Source organism: Streptomyces viridosporus (genome assembly GCF_002078235.1).
GTDB lineage: Bacteria > Actinomycetota > Actinomycetes > Streptomycetales > Streptomycetaceae > Streptomyces > Streptomyces viridosporus.
Window position 1 is genome coordinate 1 of record NZ_MSGP01000118.1, and the last position, 20,885, is coordinate 20,885.

Annotated in this window: 13 protein-coding genes and 1 pseudogene; 7 read left to right on the forward strand and 7 right to left on the reverse strand. The window is 68.8% G+C overall.

Features of this window, described 5'->3' with window-relative positions:
- From B7L92_RS41560 to B7L92_RS08915, 3 genes and pseudogenes are all read left to right on the forward strand, one after another.
- Nucleotides 1–252, forward strand: a pseudogene (locus B7L92_RS41560) (serine/threonine-protein kinase); the annotation flags it as partial.
- 34 nt (nucleotides 253–286) lie between these two features.
- Nucleotides 287–838, forward strand: coding sequence for an RNA polymerase sigma factor (locus B7L92_RS08910; protein ID WP_438363978.1), 552 nt, complete (start codon nucleotides 287–289; stop codon nucleotides 836–838).
- Complete coding sequence (locus B7L92_RS08915) at nucleotides 835–1,545, forward strand: hypothetical protein (protein ID WP_081236897.1); 711 nt, start codon at nucleotides 835–837, stop codon at nucleotides 1,543–1,545. Before B7L92_RS08910 ends, B7L92_RS08915 begins: the two co-directional genes overlap by 4 nt.
- 208 nt (nucleotides 1,546–1,753) lie before the next feature.
- Here the strand turns inward: B7L92_RS08915 and sbnA are convergent, their stop codons facing one another.
- From sbnA to B7L92_RS08940, 5 genes are all read right to left on the reverse strand, one after another.
- Nucleotides 1,754–2,794: a 2,3-diaminopropionate biosynthesis protein SbnA gene (sbnA, locus tag B7L92_RS08920; RefSeq protein ID WP_081236898.1), complete on the reverse strand. Its 1,041-nt coding sequence runs from the start codon at nucleotides 2,792–2,794 to the stop codon at nucleotides 1,754–1,756.
- A 41-nt stretch (nucleotides 2,795–2,835) separates the two neighbouring features.
- Nucleotides 2,836–3,906 carry a 2,3-diaminopropionate biosynthesis protein SbnB gene (sbnB, locus tag B7L92_RS08925; protein ID WP_081236899.1) on the reverse strand — a complete coding sequence of 357 codons (1,071 nt, stop codon included), beginning with the start codon at nucleotides 3,904–3,906 and terminating at the stop codon, nucleotides 2,836–2,838.
- Entirely contained in the window at nucleotides 3,903–4,910 is a 1,008-nt protein-coding gene (locus B7L92_RS08930) for a TauD/TfdA family dioxygenase (RefSeq protein WP_081236900.1), read from the reverse strand. The genes sbnB and B7L92_RS08930 overlap by 4 nt, the downstream gene beginning before the upstream one ends.
- Before the next feature lie 36 nt (nucleotides 4,911–4,946).
- Nucleotides 4,947–8,237, reverse strand: a complete 3,291-nt coding sequence (locus tag B7L92_RS08935; RefSeq protein WP_081236901.1) for a non-ribosomal peptide synthetase — start codon at nucleotides 8,235–8,237, stop codon at nucleotides 4,947–4,949.
- Nucleotides 8,238–8,399: 162 nt separating this feature from the next.
- The gene (locus tag B7L92_RS08940) at nucleotides 8,400–10,976 is read right to left on the reverse strand and encodes a Pls/PosA family non-ribosomal peptide synthetase (RefSeq protein WP_081236902.1); all 2,577 of its coding nucleotides are present in this window, start codon (nucleotides 10,974–10,976) and stop codon (nucleotides 8,400–8,402) included.
- A 686-nt stretch (nucleotides 10,977–11,662) separates the two neighbouring features.
- On the opposite strand from B7L92_RS08940, the gene B7L92_RS08950 reads away from it, so the two are divergent.
- Nucleotides 11,663–12,652, forward strand: coding sequence for an NAD(P)-dependent alcohol dehydrogenase (locus tag B7L92_RS08950; RefSeq protein ID WP_081236904.1), 990 nt, complete (start codon nucleotides 11,663–11,665; stop codon nucleotides 12,650–12,652).
- 487 nt (nucleotides 12,653–13,139) lie between these two features.
- Nucleotides 13,140–15,071, forward strand: coding sequence for a lectin (locus B7L92_RS08955; RefSeq protein WP_081236905.1), 1,932 nt, complete (start codon nucleotides 13,140–13,142; stop codon nucleotides 15,069–15,071).
- A gap of 239 nt (nucleotides 15,072–15,310) precedes the next feature.
- Here the strand turns inward: B7L92_RS08955 and B7L92_RS08960 are convergent, their stop codons facing one another.
- The gene (locus B7L92_RS08960; protein ID WP_081236906.1) at nucleotides 15,311–16,276 is read right to left on the reverse strand and encodes a YihY/virulence factor BrkB family protein; all 966 of its coding nucleotides are present in this window, start codon (nucleotides 16,274–16,276) and stop codon (nucleotides 15,311–15,313) included.
- Between the two features lie 303 nt (nucleotides 16,277–16,579).
- On the opposite strand from B7L92_RS08960, the gene B7L92_RS08965 reads away from it, so the two are divergent.
- On the forward strand, nucleotides 16,580–17,332 hold the full coding sequence (locus B7L92_RS08965) for a VOC family protein (RefSeq protein ID WP_081236907.1): 753 nt from the start codon (nucleotides 16,580–16,582) through the stop codon (nucleotides 17,330–17,332).
- Nucleotides 17,333–17,616: 284 nt separating this feature from the next.
- On the opposite strand, the gene B7L92_RS08970 is transcribed toward B7L92_RS08965, so the two are convergent.
- Complete coding sequence (locus B7L92_RS08970) at nucleotides 17,617–19,116, reverse strand: S1 RNA-binding domain-containing protein (protein WP_081236908.1); 1,500 nt, start codon at nucleotides 19,114–19,116, stop codon at nucleotides 17,617–17,619.
- Between the two features lie 603 nt (nucleotides 19,117–19,719).
- On the opposite strand from B7L92_RS08970, the gene B7L92_RS08975 reads away from it, so the two are divergent.
- Nucleotides 19,720–20,592, forward strand: coding sequence for an SGNH/GDSL hydrolase family protein (locus B7L92_RS08975; protein ID WP_081236909.1), 873 nt, complete (start codon nucleotides 19,720–19,722; stop codon nucleotides 20,590–20,592).
- The last annotated feature ends 293 nt before the right edge of the window (nucleotides 20,593–20,885 follow it).

Here is a 20,885-nt window from a genome sequence, read left to right on the forward strand (position 1 = left end):
CGCGGCCGACAGCGCCGGTACCCGCAACTGGAGGGCAGGGCCGCACCTGTGGGCACCCGGCGCCGCCTGCCGCGTGCGCTCGCCGGCGCGATCGACGCCTGCCTGGAACCGGATCCCGCCGCCCGGCCGGGGATCGCTTCCCTCGCCACCGCGTTCGACGCGCTGCTGCCCTCCCACCGCAGGGATGTGGAACCGCCGGCACCACCCGAGCCGACCACCGGACAATCCCTCCGTGAGGATGCTACGTATTAGAAATATGCACCCTTTGGGGCTTTCTCTGGAGCAGATGCCCGATGAAGCGCTGCTGGCGGGACTGACGACCGGCGACCCCGAGTTCGCGGTGGCGTTCGTCCGCCGGTTCCAGCAGAAGGTCTTCGGGGTGGCCATGACGGTCACCGGCGACGCCCAGCTCGCGGAGGACGTGGCCCAGCAGACCTTCGAGCAGGCCTGGCGCCACGCCCAGGTCTACGACCCGCGCCGCGGATCGGTCCGTGCCTGGTTGACGGCCATCGCCCACAACCTGGCGATCGACGCCGTGCGCTCCCGCCGAGCCGTCCCCGTGGAGCCCACCCGGATGGCACCGCTGCTGGAAGCGATCACCGACACCCCCGAGCGGCTGGCGGTGGCGGACGAGGAGTCGGCCGAGTTGCGGCGGGCCATCGCGGAGCTGCCGCCGGGCCAGGCCCGCGCCATCGTCATGGCCGGCATCTACGGAATGACCGCACAGCAAGTGGCGGACCTGGAGCAGGTACCCCTCGGCACCGCCAAGACCCGGATCAGGACGGCGCTGGCCAAGCTGCGCGAGGCCCTGACACACAGGCAGGACACGACATCATGACCGGCGACGACACGTTCGCGTGCCAGCGGCTGCGGGACATCGCCGCCGAAATGGCACTGGGAGTACTGCCCGCCCAGGAGCGCGCCGCGGCCCTGGCCCACCTGCAGCGCTGTCCCTCCTGCCTGGAGAACGTCCGGGAGCTGGCGCGCACGGCCGACGAACTGCTCCACCTGATTCCCGGACGCGAGCCGCCGGGGGGCTTCGAAACCCGCGTGCTCCAGCGCATCGGACTGTCGCCCCGGCGCCGTCGCCGGACACTGCGCCAACGGTTCGCCCTCGGCCTCGCAGCCGCGGTGGCGGCCGCGTCGCTGGCCATGGGCGGATGGGCGATCGGCGTCACCTCCGCGTCCTCACCGTCCGACACCGGCCCCGCCCGGCCCGACAGGCTGCTCAGCGCCGACCTCACCTCCCACAGTCAGGACATCGGACGCGTCTTCGCCTACACGGGTCGGCCGCACTGGATGTACATGTCGGTGGACGCCGACGACCTCCCCGCCCACGCCCGGGCGTCCCTGCACGGCACGGTCACCTGCCAGATCGAACGGGCGGACGGCTCCACCACCACCATCGGCACCTTCTCCCTGGCCTCCGGCTACGCCCAATGGGTCGCCCCCTACCCCGCCGGCTCACAGCCCGTGACCAAGGTGCACCTGCTCGCGGCCGACCGCTCGGTCGTGGCCAGCGCCACTCTCCATCCGTCCGACTGAGCTGCGCCGGCCAGGACCTTGCCCCACCGGCCCCGTGGCCCACCTTCGAGGGGGGAGGAAACGGGTCGACAGCGAGCTCGGGCGCGGTCGGCGGTGGGACGCCGAGGACTCCGGTGCGGCTCGGTGCTCACATCTGCCGTGCTCCCCGTGCGGGCAGAACACCCGCACTCCTCGGTCCTGGTGCTGACGGTGTTCGTCACCGCCGCCGTCACCGGTTCGCGGGCGGGTGCGGTGGGCGGCTCTCCTGGAACGCGGTGACGGGGCCGGTCGCCCGGGGATCGTCGGCCGTTTCATCGGGGCCGAGTATGTCCTCGCCGTAGAGGTCGTGCAGCCAATTGGACTGGTAAATGGTGTCGAGATAGCGCTCGCCGAGATCCGGGGCAATGGCCACCGCGGTGAGTCCACGCGTGTCATGGTCGTCCAGCCAACGCATCGCGCCGCTGACGACCGTGCCGGTGGAGCCGCCGAAGAGGAACCCGCTCCTGGCCAGGCGATGACACGTACGGATGGTGTCCGTCTCCTCGACGCGTATCACCTCGTCCACGTAGGACTCGTCGAGGAGCGGCGGAGGCATGCTCATGCCGAGCCCGGGTATCATGCGGCGGCCCGGCGGACCACCGAAGGTCACCGAGCCGACGCTGTCCACTGCGACGATCCGTACCGGCCGGTGCCACTGGCGGAAGTAGCGTGCGCAGCCCATCAGGGTTCCGGTGGTGCCGGCGCCGACGAACAGTACGTCCAGGCGCGGGAAGTGCTGGGCGATTTCCGGCGCCGTCTTGCGGTAGTGCGCCTTCCAGTTGCTCGGATTGGTGTACTGACTGAGCCACACATACCGGTCATCGGAATCGCACAGCGCACGGACGTAGTCGATCCGCGCGCCCAGGAAGCCGCCTTTGGCTTCCCTGCCGGCGATGATGTGCACCCGGCTGCCCAACGCCTCCATCAGGAGTCTGGTCGACAGGTTGCAGCGGGAGTCCGTCACGCACAGGAACCGGTAGCCCTTGCTCGCCGCGATCATGCTCAGCGCTACGCCGAGGTTGCCGGACGATGATTCGACCAGGATCGACTCCGGCTTGAGGTCCCCGTCCCGCTCGGCGCTCTCCACCATCTCGCTTGCGGCCTTCAGCTTGATCGAGCCGGCGAAGTTGAAGCCCTCACACTTCAGGAGCAGGGAGCACCCGAAGGTGGGCTCGAGATCGACATAGAGCTGGGACTCGTTGAAGGCGTGGGGAGCAGATATGACGGGCATGACGGCCTCCTCCTCATCTGCAGCGGGGCGCTCTCGGACGGTCATCCGTAACGGCGCAGTTCGTGGAAGAAGTTGTCGATGACGTGCAGTTCTCCGGAGCGGGCCATTTCGTCGTAGACGTACTTCCCGACCGCGAGGTCGAGGACCCCGAGGCCGAAGGGTGAGAACACCACCGGCCGGTCCGCCGGCACCGTCACCCGCCCGGTCATCACGTCGTCCAACGTCCCGTGCAGGAAGTCCCGGTCGCCCGTGAGCTGCTCGGCCAGATGCGGCGAGGTGTCGGCCTTCAGACAGTGCTCGACGTCGTCCACGATGTTGGTCGAAGCGAGAATGACCTCCGGCGCGAGGTCGCGCAGGGACACGTGCAGAACCACGGGATTGTGCGAGAACCACGCAGGGTCGCTGACATGCGGTTCACCGGCGACGGTGGCGAAGACCACCAGGTCGCTGTCGCGGATCAGCTTCTCGGCGCTGTGGTGCACCGTGATCCGGCCGGTGGCGCCCGACTGCTCGAGGTAGCGGCGGAACCCGGCCGCGCTGTCGGCGGCCAGGTCGTACACGCCCGTCTCGTCGAACGACCAGCCGTTGCCGGCCAGGAACGTGTGGATGTAGCGGGCGATCAGGCCCGTCCCGCAGAACCCGACGCGCGGGGGGCGCGGCCGGTTCCGGCTGAGCCGATCCGCGGCCAGCGCCGCGGACGCGGCCGTCCTGGTGGCGCTGATGATGGAACTCTCCAGGCAGGCGAACGGGTACCCGGTGTCCTGGTCGTTGAGGATCAGTACGGCGGACGCCCTCGGGATGCCGGCCTGAACGTTCTCCGGGAAGCTGGAGATCCACTTCACGCCGTCCACCCGTACGTGCCCGCCGATCGAGGCCGGCAGCGCGATGATCCGGGAGGTCGGGCGGTCGGGGAAACGCAGGAAGTACGACGGCGGGTTCACCGAGTCACCGGCGCCGTGCAGCCGGTAGGTGGCCTCGGTCAACTCGACGATCTGCTTCTCGCGCCCCTCCAGCACCTGCTGGACCTGGGCACCGGAGATCACCGCGAAGGGCCGCACGGGGGGCGGCTCCCCTGTCGCGGACGCCGTCACGGTGGTGGGGACACTGGTCATCGGGCGGTCACCTCGAAGGTCGGCGAGCAGTCGGACAGTCGCACCGGGTCGGCCATCGCGACGAGCACGTCGCGCGGTCCCTCGTAGGGCTCCCTGCTGTGCGCGGTGCGTATGTTGTCGACGAGCATCAGATCGCCGGTCCGCCACGGCTCGCGTACGGTGTTGGCCTCGTAGACCTTGTTGAGCAACTGCACCACGCCCTCGCCGATCGGGTCGCCGTTTCCGAAACGGGTGTTGAACGGCAGCCCGTCGGCGCCGTAGACCTCGACGAGGTACTCGCGGACCTCGGGGGCCAACGTCCACTCGTTGAGGAACGCGACCTGGTTGAACCAGCAGCGTCGCCCGTTGACCGGATGGCGCATCACGGCGCTGCGGCGCTGCCTGGTGCGCAGGGTCCCGTCGGGTTGCCAGGCGAACTCGATCGCGTTGGCGCGGCAGTAACGCTCGACAGCGCCCCGCTCGTCGGTGCCGAACGCCTCGACGAGGGACGACCCGATCTCGTCGTTGTAGCTCCGGGTGAGCAGCCAGCCCTCCCGCTCGAACCGCTCGGTCAACGCGGTGGGCAGTTCCTCGAGCACGGTCGCCGCGTCAGCCACTCCGGTCGCCCCGCCCCGGTCGGGCGCGGTGAGGCAGGCGAACAGCATCAGCCCGGGGAACTCGAGCGTGTAACTCTGTTCATGGTGCATGCACATCGGCTGGCTCGGCGGCCACTGAGCCGAGGAGTACACGCCGTCGGCGTAGGTCCGCCGGGGCGCGAAAGCCTCCCTCTCGGCCATCAGCCCGGTACTCAGCCGCTCGAAGACGGCGCCGGCCCCGGCCACATCGCACAGCCCGAGGCCGCGGATCAGGACACAGCCGTGCTCGGCGACGACGGCGCGCAGCGCCTCCCGGTGCTCGGCTGCCCAGCGAGGCGCGTCACTGGTGGTCTCGGCCCGCAGTATCGGAGGTCGGCCGGGTTGGAGTTCGATCTCCTCGAGCAGCGACGCCGGGGATATGGAGGACATCCTGTTCTCCTTTCGGTGTGCGGCTGTGTGTGCCGCTCAGGAAGAAGGCAGTGGTTCGGCGGCGCGCAGCACGACCTGAGCTGCCTCGGTCGGACAACTGCGCGGGAAGTAGTGGCCGCCCTCGGCGAGTTCGTGCAGGTCGACGTGGGCCGCGAGGAGCTCCCAGTCGCGGTGGCGTCGCGAGTGGCCAGCCGTGATCGGGTCGTCGGCGGTGACGACCACGGTGACCGGCACGGACAGCTTCACCGCGGGGGGAGCGTCGAGGAGATCTGCGAAATAGCGGTGTGCGGACACACAGTCGTGCCGGTAGGCCGCACCGATGTGCTCGGCGCGCCGCGCGTCCAGCTCATGGAGCTCGGCGTAGCCGCCGTCCGCGCTCAGCTTCGCGGCGATCTCGGCGTCGTTCATCCCGGTCAGCTCGGTGACGGCGTCGCGTCGGTCAGCGGCGTCGCCGAGCAACTGCGCGCCGATGAACACCCGTTGGACGTCCACCCCGTGCTCGTCCAGCTGCCTGGCCGCCTCCACGGCGAAAGCCGCTCCCGACGAGTGACCCCACAACATGACTCCGGGCAGGCCGCGCTCGATGATCTCGGCGACGACCTGAGCCACCACATCCGCCATCGACGCGAAGGGCTCGCTCTCGGCGGCCACGTCGTGACCGGGCAGCTCGACGGCGTAGACCGCGATCCCGCTGCCGTGCAGCGCCTTGGCCATCGGCTGGAAGTTCACCGCGTTGCCGCCGGCGTAGGGGAAGCACACCAGGGCACCGGCCGGCGCACCGTCCGGTTCGCACAGCGACTGAAGCAGCCCGGAACGCCGATCGGACCTGCCGTCGACCAGCGCGGCCAGATCGGCGAGGACCGGATGTCGGGTCACGTCCTTGAGCGACACCGTGCGGTCCAGGGCGATCACCAGCTGTACGGCTGACAGCGATGTGCCGCCTCGGTCGAAAAAGTGGGTCCGTCGATCGATCTGAGCCCGCGGAATGCCGAGCACCTTCGCCCAAGCGGCCGCCAGCCGCTGCTCGGTCGGCGTACCCGGCGCGTGGGGGCCCTTCTCCTCGCCCTCGGCGACGTCCGGTTCTTCCACGAGCGCCGCCAGTGCCCTTCTGTCCGTCTTGCCGTTGGCGGTCAGCGGCAGCCTTTCCCGCCAGTGGAAGGCCGACGGCACCATGTACTCCGGCAGCGACTCACCCAGCCGGCCCCGTAGGTCGTCGACGGGGAGCGGTCTCGGGCCGGAGTAGAAGGCCACAAGGCGCTTGCTCCGGTCGGGGCGCTCGGCGACCACCACCGCGCCGTCGCGGACGCCGGGCACCTGCAGGAGGGTGTTCTCGATCTCACCGATCTCGATCCTGAAGCCACGGATCTTGACCTGGGTGTCGCGACGTCCGAGGAACTCCAGCTTGCCCTCGGGCAGCCAGCGGCCGTGGTCGCCACTGCGGTAGAGCCGGGCTCCCGCGCGGTGCGGATCGGGCATGAAGGCCTGCTCGGTGCGGACGGGGTCGTTGACGTATCCACGGCCGACGCAGACGCCGGAGAAGACGATCTCGCCGGGGGCGCCGAGCGGCACCGGTGACAGCCGCTCGTCGACGACGTAGACGTGCACATTGTTGACGGGAGGACCGAGCGGGACCCGTTCGCGGTCCGGCACCCGGTCCAGGACCTCGTGGTTGGTGTCGTCGCAGGTCTCGGTCAGGCCGTAGGCGTTGACCAGTTTGATACCGGGCTCGGCCGCGAACCAGCGCTGCGTGAGCTCCTTCTTCAACGCCTCACCGGTGACGGACACGCACCGCAGGTCGGGCAGTTCGCGCGGGTGCTGCTCCAGATACGCCAGGACGACTTCGAGGTACGACGGCACGACCTGGAGCACGGTGACCCGACCGCGGGCGATCCTGTCGACGAACCGCTGGACGTCCAGGATCACCTCCTGCTCGACCAGCAGGGTCCGCCCACCCACCAGGAGGGCGGACAACAGTTGCCACAGCGAGATGTCGAAGCACTGCGGGGCGGTCTGGGCGACCACCTGTCCCTCGCCGACGTCGAGCTCCAGGTCCTCGATCTTGGCGTAGAGGTGGTTGAGCATGCCCGCGTGCTCGCACATCGCGCCCTTGGGCTCTCCGGTGGAGCCGGAGGTGAAGTAGATGTAGGCGAGTTGGTCCGGTGCGACGGCGACGCCCGGGTCGTCGTCGCGATCGCCCTCGTCGTACGCCGTACCGACGAGGAGCTTCCGGACGCCCGGTAGCGAGTCCAGGGCCCGGTCGAGCGAGTCGGTGCTTCCGGGTTCGGTGAGCACGAGCCCGCACTCGACGCGGGAGAGCATGGCTGCGATGCGATCGGCCGGGAACCGCGGCTCGATGGGCAGGTACACGCCTCCGGCCTTGAAGACCGCGAGGACGGCGGCCATCCAGTCCAGGTTCCTCTCGGTCACCACCGCGACGACCCCTTCGCGTCGCAGCCCCCGCGCCAACAGGGCTCGGCCCAGCCGGTTGGCACGGGCGTTGAGCTCCTGGTAGGTCCACTCCCGGTCGCCGTGCACGGCCGCGACGGCATGCGGGTGCAGCTTCACCCGCTGTTCGAACAACTCGTGCATCCGGGCGTCCGGCAGGGTACGGCGCGGACCGGACAGCCCTTCGAGCTGGAGCCGGAGCTCCTCGTCGGACAACAGACTCTGCCGCGCGTGCTCGGCATCCGGATCCGCTGCGACGAGTGCGAGCGCGGTGAGGTGGTAACCGGCGATCCTGGCGGCGTAGTCCGCGTCGACCACGTCGGTCCGGTACCGCAGTCGCAGCGTGGGCCGGCCCCTGTGTTCCGAGAACGCCACCCGCAGCACGGTGTCCCCGGCGAGATCGTCGGCGACGCCCGCCGGACAGGGACCGGAGGCCGGGTTCGGATGGATGACGGTCTCGATCGACGGTTCGGTGAGGCCCAGCTCGCGCCTGAGCTCGTCGACCGGAAAGTCCTTGTGCGACAGCAGTTCCGACGCGACGCGATGGGTGTCGACCAGGAGCGCCCGCCATGACGTGGGTGCGGTCGTCAGTCGGCAGGGCAACGGCCGGCCGCCCTCCTCCACGACGTAGCCGGTCGTGACGTCGTGCTCGCCCGACAACGCGGAGAGCACCTTGGCGTGCGCGGCCAGCAGCACGGAGTCGAGAGGCATCATGAGCTCCTCCGCCAACCGGCGCAAGGCGTTCATGACGTCGTCCGGAATCGTGGCCTCGTGCTCGTCGACGCCCACCGTCGGACGGAGCGTCCATCGAGGGATCGTGGTGGATCCGCCGGTGACGAGCACCTCGTGCCAGAACTCCCGGTCCGCCACTCGCGTTGCCATCGATCAGCCCCTCTCCACTCGCCGTGACCACCATGTCTGTCGCCGCCCACCGGGTCGGCTCCTCTGTCGTCGTTGTTGCCGGCAGATCGGCAGACCGGCAGAGCAGACCGGTGGACCGGTCTGCCCGGCCGATCGAGCCGGCGTGACCGCGACGGTCCTGCACTACCCTTGCCGCGCCAGTGCCGGCGGCCGACCGGGAGCATCCCTCGTCTGCGTGGCCGGGTTCCCACCCCACCGCGCGTGCTGCGGGACTTCCTCGCCCTTCATGAGGAAGGAGTCGGGCGCGAGTACTGAACCGTCACCCATCGTCACTCCGTAGTGGACGTGGGAGCCGACACCGATGGTGCACCCGTCCCCGATCGTGCTGCGGTCGGACTTGAAGGTGCCGTCCTCCTGCGAGTGGCATTGGATCTTGCTCCCCGCATTGAGGGTGCAGTCGTTCCCGATGGTGGTGAGCATCCGCTCCGTCAGATAGCAGCCGTCGTCGAAGATCCTGCTGCCGATCCGTACGCCGAGGAGCCGCCAGATCACGTTCTTGAAGGGAGTGCCGTTGAAGATGTTGAGGTATTCGTCAGGAACCTTCCACAGGCGCTCGTGCCACCAGAAATACGGGTCGTAGATGGAGCACAACTGCGGTTGCAGCCCGCGGAAAGCCACGATGGCACGCTCCACCAGTACGAAGTAGAGGGGGGTGAGTACCAGGCTGAACACCAGGAATGCCGCGATCGCTGCGTATCCGAAGGAGCCGTACAGTTCGACATCCGCGAGGGCGATCACCGTGAGGATGAAGAAGAAGACCCACCGTACGAGCAGGAAGAGGATCATCGACCGGATGTTGAAGCGGTTCTTGGCGGCGAGGTTGCGGCGCAATTCGTCCCCGGTCCGCATGTGGTCGAACCGCAAGTCACGCTCCACCGACCGGGGAATCTCGAAGCACGGCGAGCCGAGCAGACCCACCCCCTCGCGTACCTCGCCATCGAGTGGAACCATCACCTTCGTCGCGAGGAGACAGTTGTCGCCCGTCTTCGCCCCAGACGGATACACGATGTTGTTCCCGAGGAAATTGCGCCGCCCGATCGACGCGCGGGACACCCGGAAAGACGTGCTCGAAAAGTCTGCATTGACGATCGACAGACCGTCGGCGATCATCGTACCGCTGCCGACAGAGCACAGATACGGGGTCTCGTGCTGTACCTCCGTGCCGAAGTTGGACCCGGTCTGCTCCACCTGGGACAGGTCGTATCCAAGACCGCGCAGATAGTGGACGATGTAGGAGCTGTCACCGAAGAGCCATTTGAAGAACTTCACGTTGGTGATGCGTACGATCGCCCGGTGCGTCGAGTAATGAATGCCGTACAGCGGATATACCTTGCCCGGCTTGATGAGCAGATTCAGCATACGCGGCACGGTGAACAGAAAGGCGACGCCCAGGAAAACGAAACTGGAGAACAGGACGCCGGACACGATCAGCGCATCGACATAGAGCTCGGACGACATGATTCCTGACGTGCCCGATTGCAGCCGGTCGTTCAGCGCCGGGAGTTCCGCCAACAGCATGTACAGCCCCCCGACGGCCAACGGCACGATGAGGAGGAACAGCTGACCCACTGTGGCGAGGCCGAAGCCGACCCGGCGCAAAGTGCCGCACCTGGCGGGTGGGACCCGCACGTAGTCGAGCTCTGTGCGCTGCGCCGGAGAACCGTGCCACCGCTGGTCGCTGGGGACCGCCTGGCCGCTGTGCAGTGATGACGTATGGCCGAGCTGTGCCCCGTCGCCCATCGACGTGGCGATGTCGAGCACGGTCTTCTCACCGATGAACACATTTCGGCCAAGGGTGACCGGACCCGTCTGGATACGGCCGGCGTGCGCCCGGTAGCAGAGGAAGAACGACTCCTTGCGGATCACCGTGCCGGCGCCGATCGTGAGCAGGTCGGTGCAGACCGGAACGTTGCGCGAGAGGATGGTGACACCCGCGCCGATGCGCGCGCCGAGTGCCCGCAGGTAGAGCACGTACAGGGGATTGCCGACGAAGAAGACCATCGGGTTCGCGTGGAGCAGCACCTTGACGGTCCAGAAGCGCAGATAAGTCAGACCCCAGACCGGGAAATCACGTTCCTTCCACCGGCCGATGAGGATCCACTTGGCCGCGATCGGGAAAGTGCACATGCCGACGAAGCCGACGCCGCCGAAGATGACCGAACGCAGGTAAATGTCCGTCACGTTCGAGCCGTCGGATATCCATGCATAGCCATGTGCGGTGATGATCGACGCGATGAAGGAGTATCCCAGGAAAAGCAGGAACTGCAGCACTCCGCAGAAGGTGTATTTCAGCGTGCTGGCTGGAGTGGCAGCCTCCGGGGATGCCGGGTCCGGTGAGCCGACGGGGGCGGGCGTGGCAGTGGCGCCGTTTTCGACATGGGTGTCGGTGACCGCCGTTGCCAGGCTGCGGATCGTCGGATGACGGTAGATGTCCTTTATCGAAACCGGCGGTAGATCCGGCCGTTTCCTGACGCGTGCGCAGAACTGTGTCATCACCAATGAGTTGGCCCCGAGGTCGTCGAAGAAATTACTGTCGACGGACACCTGCTCGACGCACACGACACCGGCGAGCACCTCGGCGAGGTCCCTTTCCGTTTCTGTCGATGGGCTGCTTTCTTTTGACGGGCCGTACGTTTTGTGGTTGACTACTCCGGTTTCATCCGGCCCGGTCGTCAGGGACTCGGCAGGCTTCTCCAGCATGCAAGCTCCTCGAGCACTCACGGAACCATCACGCTCCAGTCTCTGTCGTCCACCGACGGGGTGCCACTCGGCTCTGTCACGGTGGCGCGACACCAGGAGTCATCGATGCCGGGGGACTCGGTTGTACCGGCCACGGCGCCGGATATGCGGAGCAGGTTCGTGTTACTGAGAGGGAACCCGTGGTGTCGTGTCTTCACCCGTTCCGGATTCACCCAATGGGTTCCCGGAGGATCGTTCGTCGTTCCACGGACCTCGGTGCGGTGGCGGGGCGGATCGCCTTGGAACCCTCCTCAGCCTCGATCTTGCATGACGGTCCGTCGACCGATTCGGCGGGCCGTTTCGCTTTGTACGGCTGACGTCGGGTACGCCGGCGGCCCGGTTGTCGCGCCGGGTCGGCTCCGGGTTCCACGGGGCCGGGTCGGGTGGTGCTGCCGTTGGGGTGGGGGGATCTACCGGTCGGCTTGGGTTGGGCAGTTGGGCGAGCCGGTCGAGGGCGGCCGTGATGCCGTGGGCCCACGACCAGTGGTGGGCGGGGCGGAGGATGCGGCGGCGGTCTACGCGGTGCGCTTCGAAGTCGGTCCTCCGCACCCCCTTGAACGGTGTACGACCTACACCTACGGTGCCGCCAGGGATGCACGCCGTACACCGCCGCCGTGGATCGATCACGAGGTGATGGGGGAGACCCGATGAAGGCGATCGTCCAGGAGCGGTTCGGCCCGCCGGACGTCCTGCAACTGGTGGAGACCGACCGGCCCGAGGTCGGGGCCGACCAGGTGTTGGTGCGGGTGCGCGCCGCCGCGCTCAATCCCTACGACTGGCACATGATGCGCGGTGACCCGTTCGTGGCACGGCTGACGGGAGGCACGGGGCTGATCCGGCCGAAGTCGCAGGTGGCCGGGATCGACGCGGCGGGACGGGTGGAGGAGGTCGGCGCCGACGTGCGCGGGCTGCGCCCCGGCGACGAGGTGCTGGGCTTTTGCCCGGGCTCCTTCGCCGAGTACGCGTGCACCACCGCGGACCTGTTGGTGTCCAAGCCGGCGAGCCTGACCTTTGAGCAGGCCGCGGCCGTGCCGATGGGGGCGGTGACCGCTTTGCGCGGCGTCCGCACCGTCGGTCGTGCGCAGGCCGGGCAGCGGGTGCTGGTCAACGGGGCCGGCGGTGGCGTGGGCACGTACGCCGTGCAGATCGCCGCGGCCCTGGACGCGGAGGTCACCGGGGTATGCAGCACCCGCAACGTCGAGCTGGTGCGCTCACTGGGCGCCGCGCACGTCGTCGACTACACCCGGGAGGACTTCACCGATGCCCGCGTGCGCTACGACGTGATCCTGGACAACGTGGGCAACCGCCCGCTGAGCCGGCTACGCCGGGTGCTCACCCCGACAGGGACCCTGGTGGCCAACGGCGGCGGCTCGCCCGGCCACGTGTTCGGGGCGGTGGGCTCCATGCTGCATCTGGTCGCGGTCAACGCATTCGTCCGGCAGCAGCTCCGCCCCATCCTCCCCGCGGCACCGGCCGGGCCGACCCACGAGGACCTGCTCGCCGTCACCGCGCTCATCGAGGCCGGCAAGCTCGTCCCGGTCGTGGACCGGACCTATCCGCTGACCGACGTGGCCGAGGGCGTGCGCCATGTGGAGCAGGGCCATGCCCGCGGCAAAGCCGTGGTCACTGTGCCGTAAAGACATGCCGGCCCGCGTCTGGGGAGTCCAGTACGGATGGCCCGGCGGCGGAAACCCGAACACCTGCAACACTGGCGGGGGCCGGCACGGGAGACGAACCGGTGCCACTCCTCCTCCACCGCCGCATACGCCAGCCGCGTCGCCGGCTCCAGGTCACGGCGGTGGGACGGTAGTTCTGGTGCATCGTGTAGCGGGCCCCGCGCGGCGCGGTCGTGCCGGTGCCGCGACGGCATGCGGCAGGCGCGTCCCTCAACTGTTGTCGGGAAGAGGCCGGATCCTCGCGGACCCGGCTCGAGAATCTCAACGCCCCTTATTGACGAGCGTGTGAGGCCTCAGTTTAATCACGCCTTGAGTTAAGCCGTTTGAGTTACTCCCCACCTCTGCCTCCTCCTGCCTTCACGACCGGACCACTTCCCCCCACCCCGGGCTTGCTGCGCCGCACCCTCATGCGGTGAAGGCGCGGGCACCTGTACCGAAAGGCCGGATCATGACCTCGTCCTGCAGATCCCGTCCGCTCCGTGGCGCACTCCCCGCTTTACGGCTCCCCGCCGCGCTGACCACCGTCTTCCTGCTCGCCCTCGCGTTCACCGCGACACCCGGCCTGACGCCGCGGGCCGCGGCGGCGGGCGAGCGCGTCGACGTCTGGCTCACCACCACCTCGGACTCCGCCGGCCGCAACGTCACCCGCGGACTCGCCCAGCAGAGCCCGGTCGGCTTCGGCCCCGCCGGCGGCGGCGCCGACCAGACCATCACCGTCGACGAGAGCACCACCTACCAGCAGTTCGAAGGCGGCGGCGCGTCCATCACCGACACCACCGCCCACCTGCTGCGCGGTGGCGCGGTCAGCGCCTCGACCCGCGACGCCGTGATGCGCAAGCTGTTCTCGCCGACCGAGGGCATCGGGCTCTCCTTCGTCCGCAACCCGATCGGCGCCTCCGACCTCTCCAGGCCGGGCCACGTCTCGCTCGACGACACCTGCTGCGACCTCGCCGACTTCGGCGCCAACGGCTACGACACCGGCGTCCGGCTGCTCACCGTCCAGGCCAGGCAGCTCAACCCGGCGCTGCGGGTGAAGGGCGTGCCGTGGAGCGCGCCCGGCTGGATGAAGGACAACGGCCGCATGGACCAGATGGGCTGGCTGAAGTGGGAGTACTACCCCCTGTACGCCCAGTACCTGGTCAAGTACGTCCAGAGCTACCAGGCCGCCGGTGTGAAGGTCGACTATCTGTCGGTGCAGAACGAACCCAACTGCTGCCAGGCGGGCAATCCGACCGCGATGAACTATCCCGGCATGAGCTGGAACCCCTCGGGCCTGGTCGAGTTCACCAAGAACCACGTCTACCCGGCCTTCCGCGCCGCCGGGATCACCACCAAGATCCTGATCCACGACTGGAACTACGGCGACTACGCGGACTTCGGCGCCCCCGTCCTCGCGGACGCCGGGGTGCGGAACGACCCGCTCTTCGGCGGCATCGCCTGGCACGGCTACTTCGGTGACCCGGCGGTCGGCACCCAGGTCCACAACCAGTACCCGAACGTACGGCAGTTCAGCACCGAGCACTCCGGCGGCACCTGGATCGCCAACCAGCACAACGAGGACCTGGCCGACATCGTCAACTACGCCCGCAACTGGAGCAGCAGCCTGGTCAAGTGGAGCCTGGCACTCAATCAGAACATGGGCCCGCACAACGGCGGCTGCGGCACCTGCACCGGGCTGATCACCGTCCAGGAGGGCGGCTCGAGGGCCGGACAGGTCGATTACACGATCGAGTACTACACCACCGGACACCTGACGAAGTTCGTCAAGCCCGGCGCGTACCGCATCGCGTCCACCGTCTCCGGCACCGTGCCCAACGTGGCCTGGCGCAACCCCGACGGCTCCAAGGCGCTGATCGCCCACAACGGAAGCACCGCGCCCCGGTCGGTGCGGGTCGACTGGGGCAACCAGTCCTTCGTCTACACCCTGCCCGCCCGCACCACCGCGACCTTCACCTGGTCGGGCACCCCCGGCAGCGGCGGCGGCAACGGCACCACCGGCACCCTCACCGGTCTGGCCGGCAAGTGCCTGGACGTCTCCGGTGGTTCTACCGCCGACGGCGCCGCGGTCCAGCTCTACACCTGCAACGGCACCGCCGCCCAGCGTTGGACCCTGGCCTCCGACGGCACCCTCCGCGCCCTCGGCAAGTGCCTGGACGTCTCCGGCGGTTCCACGGCCGACGGCGCCGCGGTCCAGCTCTACACCTGCAACGGCACCGCCGCCCAGCGCTGGACCTACGACGCCGCCACCCATGACGTGGTCAACACGGGCGCGGACAAGTGCCTGGACGTCCGGGACAACTCCTCGGCCGACGGGACCCGTACACAGATCTGGACCTGTACGGGCACCTCCAACCAGAAGTGGACCCTGGTGGCCTCCTGACCGGAGGAATCCCTGCCGCTCGCGCCGCCCGCCTCCCTCCGCGGGCGGCGCGAGCCCTCGAATCCGCCGCGCCCTCACTCCGCCACGCCGTCGGCTCCGTTCGTCGGCCGGTGAGCGCTCCAGGATGCCATGGCTCGCCTTGGGGGCGCTGCTTTCGCTGGGGTGCCGTGGCAGGGACTGCAGAGCTGACACCACGGCAATGGCGCCCCTTGCCGGTGCGGGCGTGTCCTCCCCGCCGGTCAGCGGCCCGGCCCGGGGTCCGGCTGCACCGCGGCGTCGATACCGGCACGCGCCGCCTCCAACTGGGCTGCGAACGCGATGCCGAGAAAGAGGGCGACGGCGGTGAGGTTGGCCCACAGCAGTAGGGCGACGAAGGCGGTGAGCGGCCCGTACAGGGCGCCGAACGCGCCGCTCCCCTCGACGTAGAGCGCGAGCAGCCACGTCGCCGCGACCCACAGCAGGAGATGGACGGCCGAGCCGAAAGCCAGCCACGTGTAGCCGGGCTGGACCCGTCGGGGCGACCAGCGGAAGATCACCGCGGAGGCGATCCACGCCAGCGCCAGCCCCACCGGCACATCGAGAGCGCCCCACCACCCCGTACCGCTGCCCGGCCCGCCGACCACGCGGGCCACCGCGTCGCCGACGGCGTCACCGGCGACGAGCACGACGAAACCGAGTATCAGCGGCAGACCGGCCGTGAGCGCGAGGAGGACCGCCCTGCCGTATTTACGAGGGAAGGGGCGGTCGCGTTCGATGCCGTAGATGCGGTTGGCACCCCGCTCGATCTGACCCATGGCCGAGGCGAGGTTCAACAGGGCGAAGCCCAAACCGAGCCACAGGGCCAGCATGGCCGCGATGTCGCCGTGGGCACTGCGCCGCGTCCCGTCGAAGGCGTCCTGCACGAGACCGGCGCTGGCGCCGGGCACGATCCGGCCGAGGGTGAGTTCGACGACCCGGCCCACACTCTCGGTGTGCGCCGAGGTCGCCAGGCCCACCAGCACCACGGTGAACGGCACCAGACCGAGGACGACTTGGAAGGCGAGTGCCCGGGCGTTGGTGAACCCGTCCGCGTAGCGGAAGCGGGCGAAGGAGTCGGTGAGCAACCGCAGACTTCCGTAGTGCCGCAGCGCGGCGAACGCCTCGTCGCCGGAGAGTTCGTCCCCGACCATGTCCCGGGTCTGCGGGACGTGGACGACGGTTCCCATACGCGCACACTCCTCGTCTCGAGTGGGTTCGCTCCACTCATTCATCGCCCCCTTCCTCGACGTCACACCTCTTGCAGTGCCTCACGTCGGGTCCGTAGGACCCGCCGGGGAGAGCGGGTGAGCCGTCTTGACGGTCGGCGTCGTCGGGCGGCCACGCAGACGGCCGGACGTGTTCTTCGCGGACCGCGGCCAGCACCACGACAAGCACCGGCGGCTGCCGCGGAAGCGAGGCATCCGGCCCGTGGTCGCCGAGTGGGCGACGGTGCGGATGTTGGTGCAGAGCGGGCGCATAGGATCGTCGGCATGGCACTGCGTCCTGTTCAGGTGAACATAAAGGCTCTCGATGCCCAGGCGGTCGGCCGGTTCTGGGCGGAGGCGCTCGGCTGGAGTGCTTACAGCCCCGGCGTGACCACCTACGTCGGACCGGCCGGCGGCCTCGTCTGGCCGGATCCGGTCGCCGTCGGCATCGACGTCGTTCCCGTTCCGGAACCCAAGACGACGACGAAGAACCGTGTGCACCTCGATCTCGCCACCACCTCCGCGGCCCACCAGGCGGAGTTGGTCGCGCGCCTCCGGGCCCTCGGTGCGACGCCCGCCCACGTGGGCCAGGGCAAAGTGCCGTGGACGGTCCTCGCCGACCCCGAGGGCAACGAGTTCTGCGTGCTGGAGCCCCGGGAGATCTACCGGGACACCGGGCCCATCGCTGCGGTGGTGGTCGACTGCGCGGACCCGCGGGCCATGGCCCGGTTCTGGGGCGAGGCGATGGACTGGACCCTGCACGAGGTGACCGACGACCAGGCGGTGTTCCGTTCCGCCGGGGGTGTCGGCCCGTATCTCGAGTTCCTCCGCACGCCCGGCGTGAAGACCGTGCCGGACCGCGTCCATCTTGACCTGCTGCCGTACCCCGGTGACGACAAAGCGGCGGAGGTGGCCCGGCTGCGGGCCCTCGGCGCCACCGACCTCGACCTCGGCCAGGGGGACGTCCCGTGGACGTGCCTGGCCGATCCGGAGGGCCACGAGTTCTGCGTCCTCGCCCGTCCTGACGCGGAGCCCTGACGACACCCCGACACGCGAACCTTGTGTGTTCGTGCTCCGTGACCCCGGCGGGCCGGGATGCGGCGTCCCGGTCGATTCGGACGGCGAGAGCTTGCACGCAGAGGGCGCGATCAACTCACTCGCCCACCACGACACTCAAGCGGAAAGGTGACGCATGTCCCCGGGGGTGCCCCAGCCGGTGGTTTCCCGGCTGGTGGAGAGCAGGACCTATAGCGGTCCACGGGCACGGCGGTCGTCGAGTCGGCTTGGCCGGTCATCCCGCGGAATCGATGACCCCGGGCTGGTCAAGGTCCTTTGTGCGCGAGGGCCTGCAGGTGGGAGAGAGCGATGCGCCTCCGGGTGGGATCGACGTCGAGGATCTTCACGACGAGAGGATTGCCGACCTGGATCAGGTCCTCGGGGTCGGCGACGGGTTCCTCGGACAGTTCGGTGGTGTGCACGAGCCCTTCGAGGCCATCCTCTCGTTCTTCGATACGGACGAAGACGCCGAACGGCACAATTTTGGTCACGACACCGGTCACCACCTGGCCGATCTGCTGGATGAACTGCGGCATCGGGTCCGCCTGCGATGCCTTCAACGACAACGGCACACGCTCTCTCACCATGTCGACGTCGAGGACCTCGGCCGTGATCCGCTGTCCGACGGTGACGACGTCGGACGGGTGATCGATGCGCCTCCAGGACAGCTCCGGAATGTTGATCATTGCGGTGAAGCCACCGATGTCCACGAAGGTGACACCGAAGTCGGCGATCTCCGTGACCGTGCCGGTGACGATCTGCCCGCGGCGGAGGGTCTTCAGAAAGGCCCAGTTCCGGTCGCTGGGAGCCTGCTCGGTCCTCCACCGGGCCCGCAGAACGCCGTCGTTGTCGGGCAGCACGGCGGTGAACAGCGGGTGACGTGAGTCGACGTCCAGGGGCAGGGCAGCGGCAGCCCGAGCACCCGCCACTCGGGTGGCCAGCGCCCGGTACTCGGTCTCGTCGGCGATCGTGCTGGTGATCGTCCCGTTCCCGTCTTCCCACACGAGTTCCACCGTGCCTTCGTCGGGGAGCGTGGCGAGAACGGCGTCGACGTCGGTGGACAGGTCCGACCAGACGGTCAGCTTGGCACGTGGGGTGAGGCCGGCGCGTACCGCGTCGAGGGTGTGCTCCGTGAGGCGGTGCCAGCGGGAGGCGTTCCCGACGTACTCCTCCTCCAACACGACCGCTTGTCGCACGGCGACGGACCAGCGCAAACGAGCCCAGAAGTCCTCGTCGGCGGGGCGCTGCACACCGGGTTCGTCGAAGTCCACCTCGTAGGGGGACGCCTGCAGTCGTTCCGGGAAGAGCCCGAGTGCCCGGGTGCGTGCAAGAGCGCCCTCGCAGGGCTTGTCGCTGCTCACGTAGACGTACTGGTCCCACCCGACATGCACGGCGAACCTGTTCTCGACTTCCAGACGGCACCAGACGCCGTTGTCGCGGAGCATGGCCCGCACCAGCTCCAGCCCGACGGGGAGGGAGATCTCCGCACCGTCGTGGAATCCGCTGAGATCGGGTGGGAAGAGACCGTTCAGGCCATGGCCCTCCACGGCCGGCTCCAGGCCGAAGTGGACGATGCCGGTGATCTGCGGCTCGCGGATGGCCAAGCGGTCGATGCCCGAGGCCGCTGCGAAGGCGGCGACAGCCTGCAAGTAGGCCGATTCCACTGTCCCGTGGTCGCTGGTCGGCTCCTCGACGCCGTGGTAGTGGCCGTGCTCGTCGCGATCGGCGGGGTCGTACTTGGTGATCCGGTGGACGAAAGGCGGCACACTGCTCCCTGTGGTGTTGACGATGCGCGCCCACGGGTCGATCTCGTGACCGGGGAGCGCAGGGCGGGACGGGCCGACGCGTTACCGCCAGGTTCGACTTGCCGTCCTTGCCGTCTACGAGGATGAACACCGGGATCACCTTCCGCAAGCGAGATGTCGTGCCGCAGCAGGTTCAGCGAGCCTCTTTCATCCTGTGCCGCGACTGGGAAACGGCCTACAACGGCAGCCGCAACCGGTGGGCGGCGCGGAAGCCGTCGATGTGCATGGTGGTCCTGCGCTCGGTGTCGTACGGGTCCCGGCCGGGGGTGCCGGTCTCATCGGACGCACGAACCCACTTGCCGGACGCGTCCGACGAGGGCGACTCGGCAAGTGGGTTCGCACGTCGATGGGAGCGGAACCGATGCTTTTTGTAAGTCTTTCAAGAAGTTCGGTCACCTTTGTTGACTCCCTGTCTAAAAGCCTGCACATTACCGTTCGGTAGGACCGTTCTCGGCCGCGTGTCCCAGCACCTTTCGTGCTCGGCCCGTTCCGCTCTCGCCCTGGGCGCGCCCAGCTGAATGCTGTGCCCGCCACCCCGCATCCGCCTTCGAGAAGAGAGATCGCATGCCGAAGCACGCTCTCCGTAATGTCATGAGCACATCATTCGCACTCGTCGGTGCACTCGCTCTCAGCTTCACCGACGGCACCGCACATGCCTCCGCACCGCTGGACTACGTCGCTCTCGGTGACAGCTACAGCGCCGGCTCGGGTGTGTTGCCGGTGGACCCCACCAACCTGCTGTGCCTGCGCTCCACGGTGAACTACCCCCACGTGATCACCGCGCGGACGGGCGCCCGGTTGAAGGACGTGACCTGCGGCGCCGCTCAGACGAAGGACTTCACCGAGCCGCAGTACCCCGGGGTCGCGCCGCAGACGAACGCACTGGGTACGGACACCGACCTGGTGACGCTGACGATCGGCGGCAATGACAACGGCACCTTCATCAACGCCATGACCGCCTGTGGCACCGCGGGAGCTCTCAGCGGCGGCAAGGGCAGCCCGTGCAAGGACGAGTACGGCACGTCCTTCACCGACCAGATCGACGCGAACACCTACCCGGCGCTCAAGTCCGCCCTGCGGACCGTGCGGGCCAAGGCACCCAACGCCCGCGTGGCGGTTCTGGGTTACCCGTGGATCATGCCGGCCGAGGCCGATCCGTCCTGCTTCGTCAAGCTGCCGGTCGCCGCCGGTGACGTGCCCTATGTGCGCGGCATACAGGCACGCCTCAACGCGGCGGTCGAACGCGCCAGCGAAGAGACCGGTGCCACCTACGTGGACTTCTCCCGGGTGTCCGAGGGGCACGACGCGTGCAGGCCGGGCGGCACCCGCTGGGTCGAGCCCCTCCTCTTCGGGAACAGCCTCGTCCCCGTCCACCCCAACGCCCTGGGTCAGCAGCGCATGGCCGAGCACACCATGGGCGTACTCGGACTGAACTGACGGCGGCGCACCTCACCGTCAACGATCGGCCTGCTGGGGCTCCGCGGAAGCAGGCCGGCACGGCCCGACTCCGGCTCGGACGGGGCGCGCACCGCCGCTGCCGGACAACCGCCCCGAACCAGGAATGCCGCGCTCCCTCGGTTCGGCGCCGAGGGCGGTGAGGCACGGCGGGTGCCCGGCGTCGACCACTGCGGCCTCCCACCCGCGGGGGGACGTGACCGAGGCGCACAGCGCCTGGGCGGACGAGTCGGCGGGACACTGCGCACCCGCACCCGGAGCCGGAGCCGGAGCCG

Coding starts and splice junctions, on each gene's coding strand:
- B7L92_RS08910 (WP_438363978.1), top strand. CDS start 287: ATGCCCGATGAAGCGCTGCTGGCGGGACTGACGACCGGCGACCCCGAG.
- B7L92_RS08915 (WP_081236897.1), top strand. CDS start 835: ATGACCGGCGACGACACGTTCGCGTGCCAGCGGCTGCGGGACATCGCC.
- sbnA (WP_081236898.1), bottom strand. CDS start 2,794: ATGCCCGTCATATCTGCTCCCCACGCCTTCAACGAGTCCCAGCTCTAT.
- sbnB (WP_081236899.1), bottom strand. CDS start 3,906: ATGACCAGTGTCCCCACCACCGTGACGGCGTCCGCGACAGGGGAGCCG.
- B7L92_RS08930 (WP_081236900.1), bottom strand. CDS start 4,910: ATGTCCTCCATATCCCCGGCGTCGCTGCTCGAGGAGATCGAACTCCAA.
- B7L92_RS08935 (WP_081236901.1), bottom strand. CDS start 8,237: ATGGCAACGCGAGTGGCGGACCGGGAGTTCTGGCACGAGGTGCTCGTC.
- B7L92_RS08940 (WP_081236902.1), bottom strand. CDS start 10,976: ATGCTGGAGAAGCCTGCCGAGTCCCTGACGACCGGGCCGGATGAAACC.
- B7L92_RS08950 (WP_081236904.1), top strand. CDS start 11,663: ATGAAGGCGATCGTCCAGGAGCGGTTCGGCCCGCCGGACGTCCTGCAA.
- B7L92_RS08955 (WP_081236905.1), top strand. CDS start 13,140: ATGACCTCGTCCTGCAGATCCCGTCCGCTCCGTGGCGCACTCCCCGCT.
- B7L92_RS08960 (WP_081236906.1), bottom strand. CDS start 16,276: ATGGGAACCGTCGTCCACGTCCCGCAGACCCGGGACATGGTCGGGGAC.
- B7L92_RS08965 (WP_081236907.1), top strand. CDS start 16,580: ATGGCACTGCGTCCTGTTCAGGTGAACATAAAGGCTCTCGATGCCCAG.
- B7L92_RS08975 (WP_081236909.1), top strand. CDS start 19,720: ATGCCGAAGCACGCTCTCCGTAATGTCATGAGCACATCATTCGCACTC.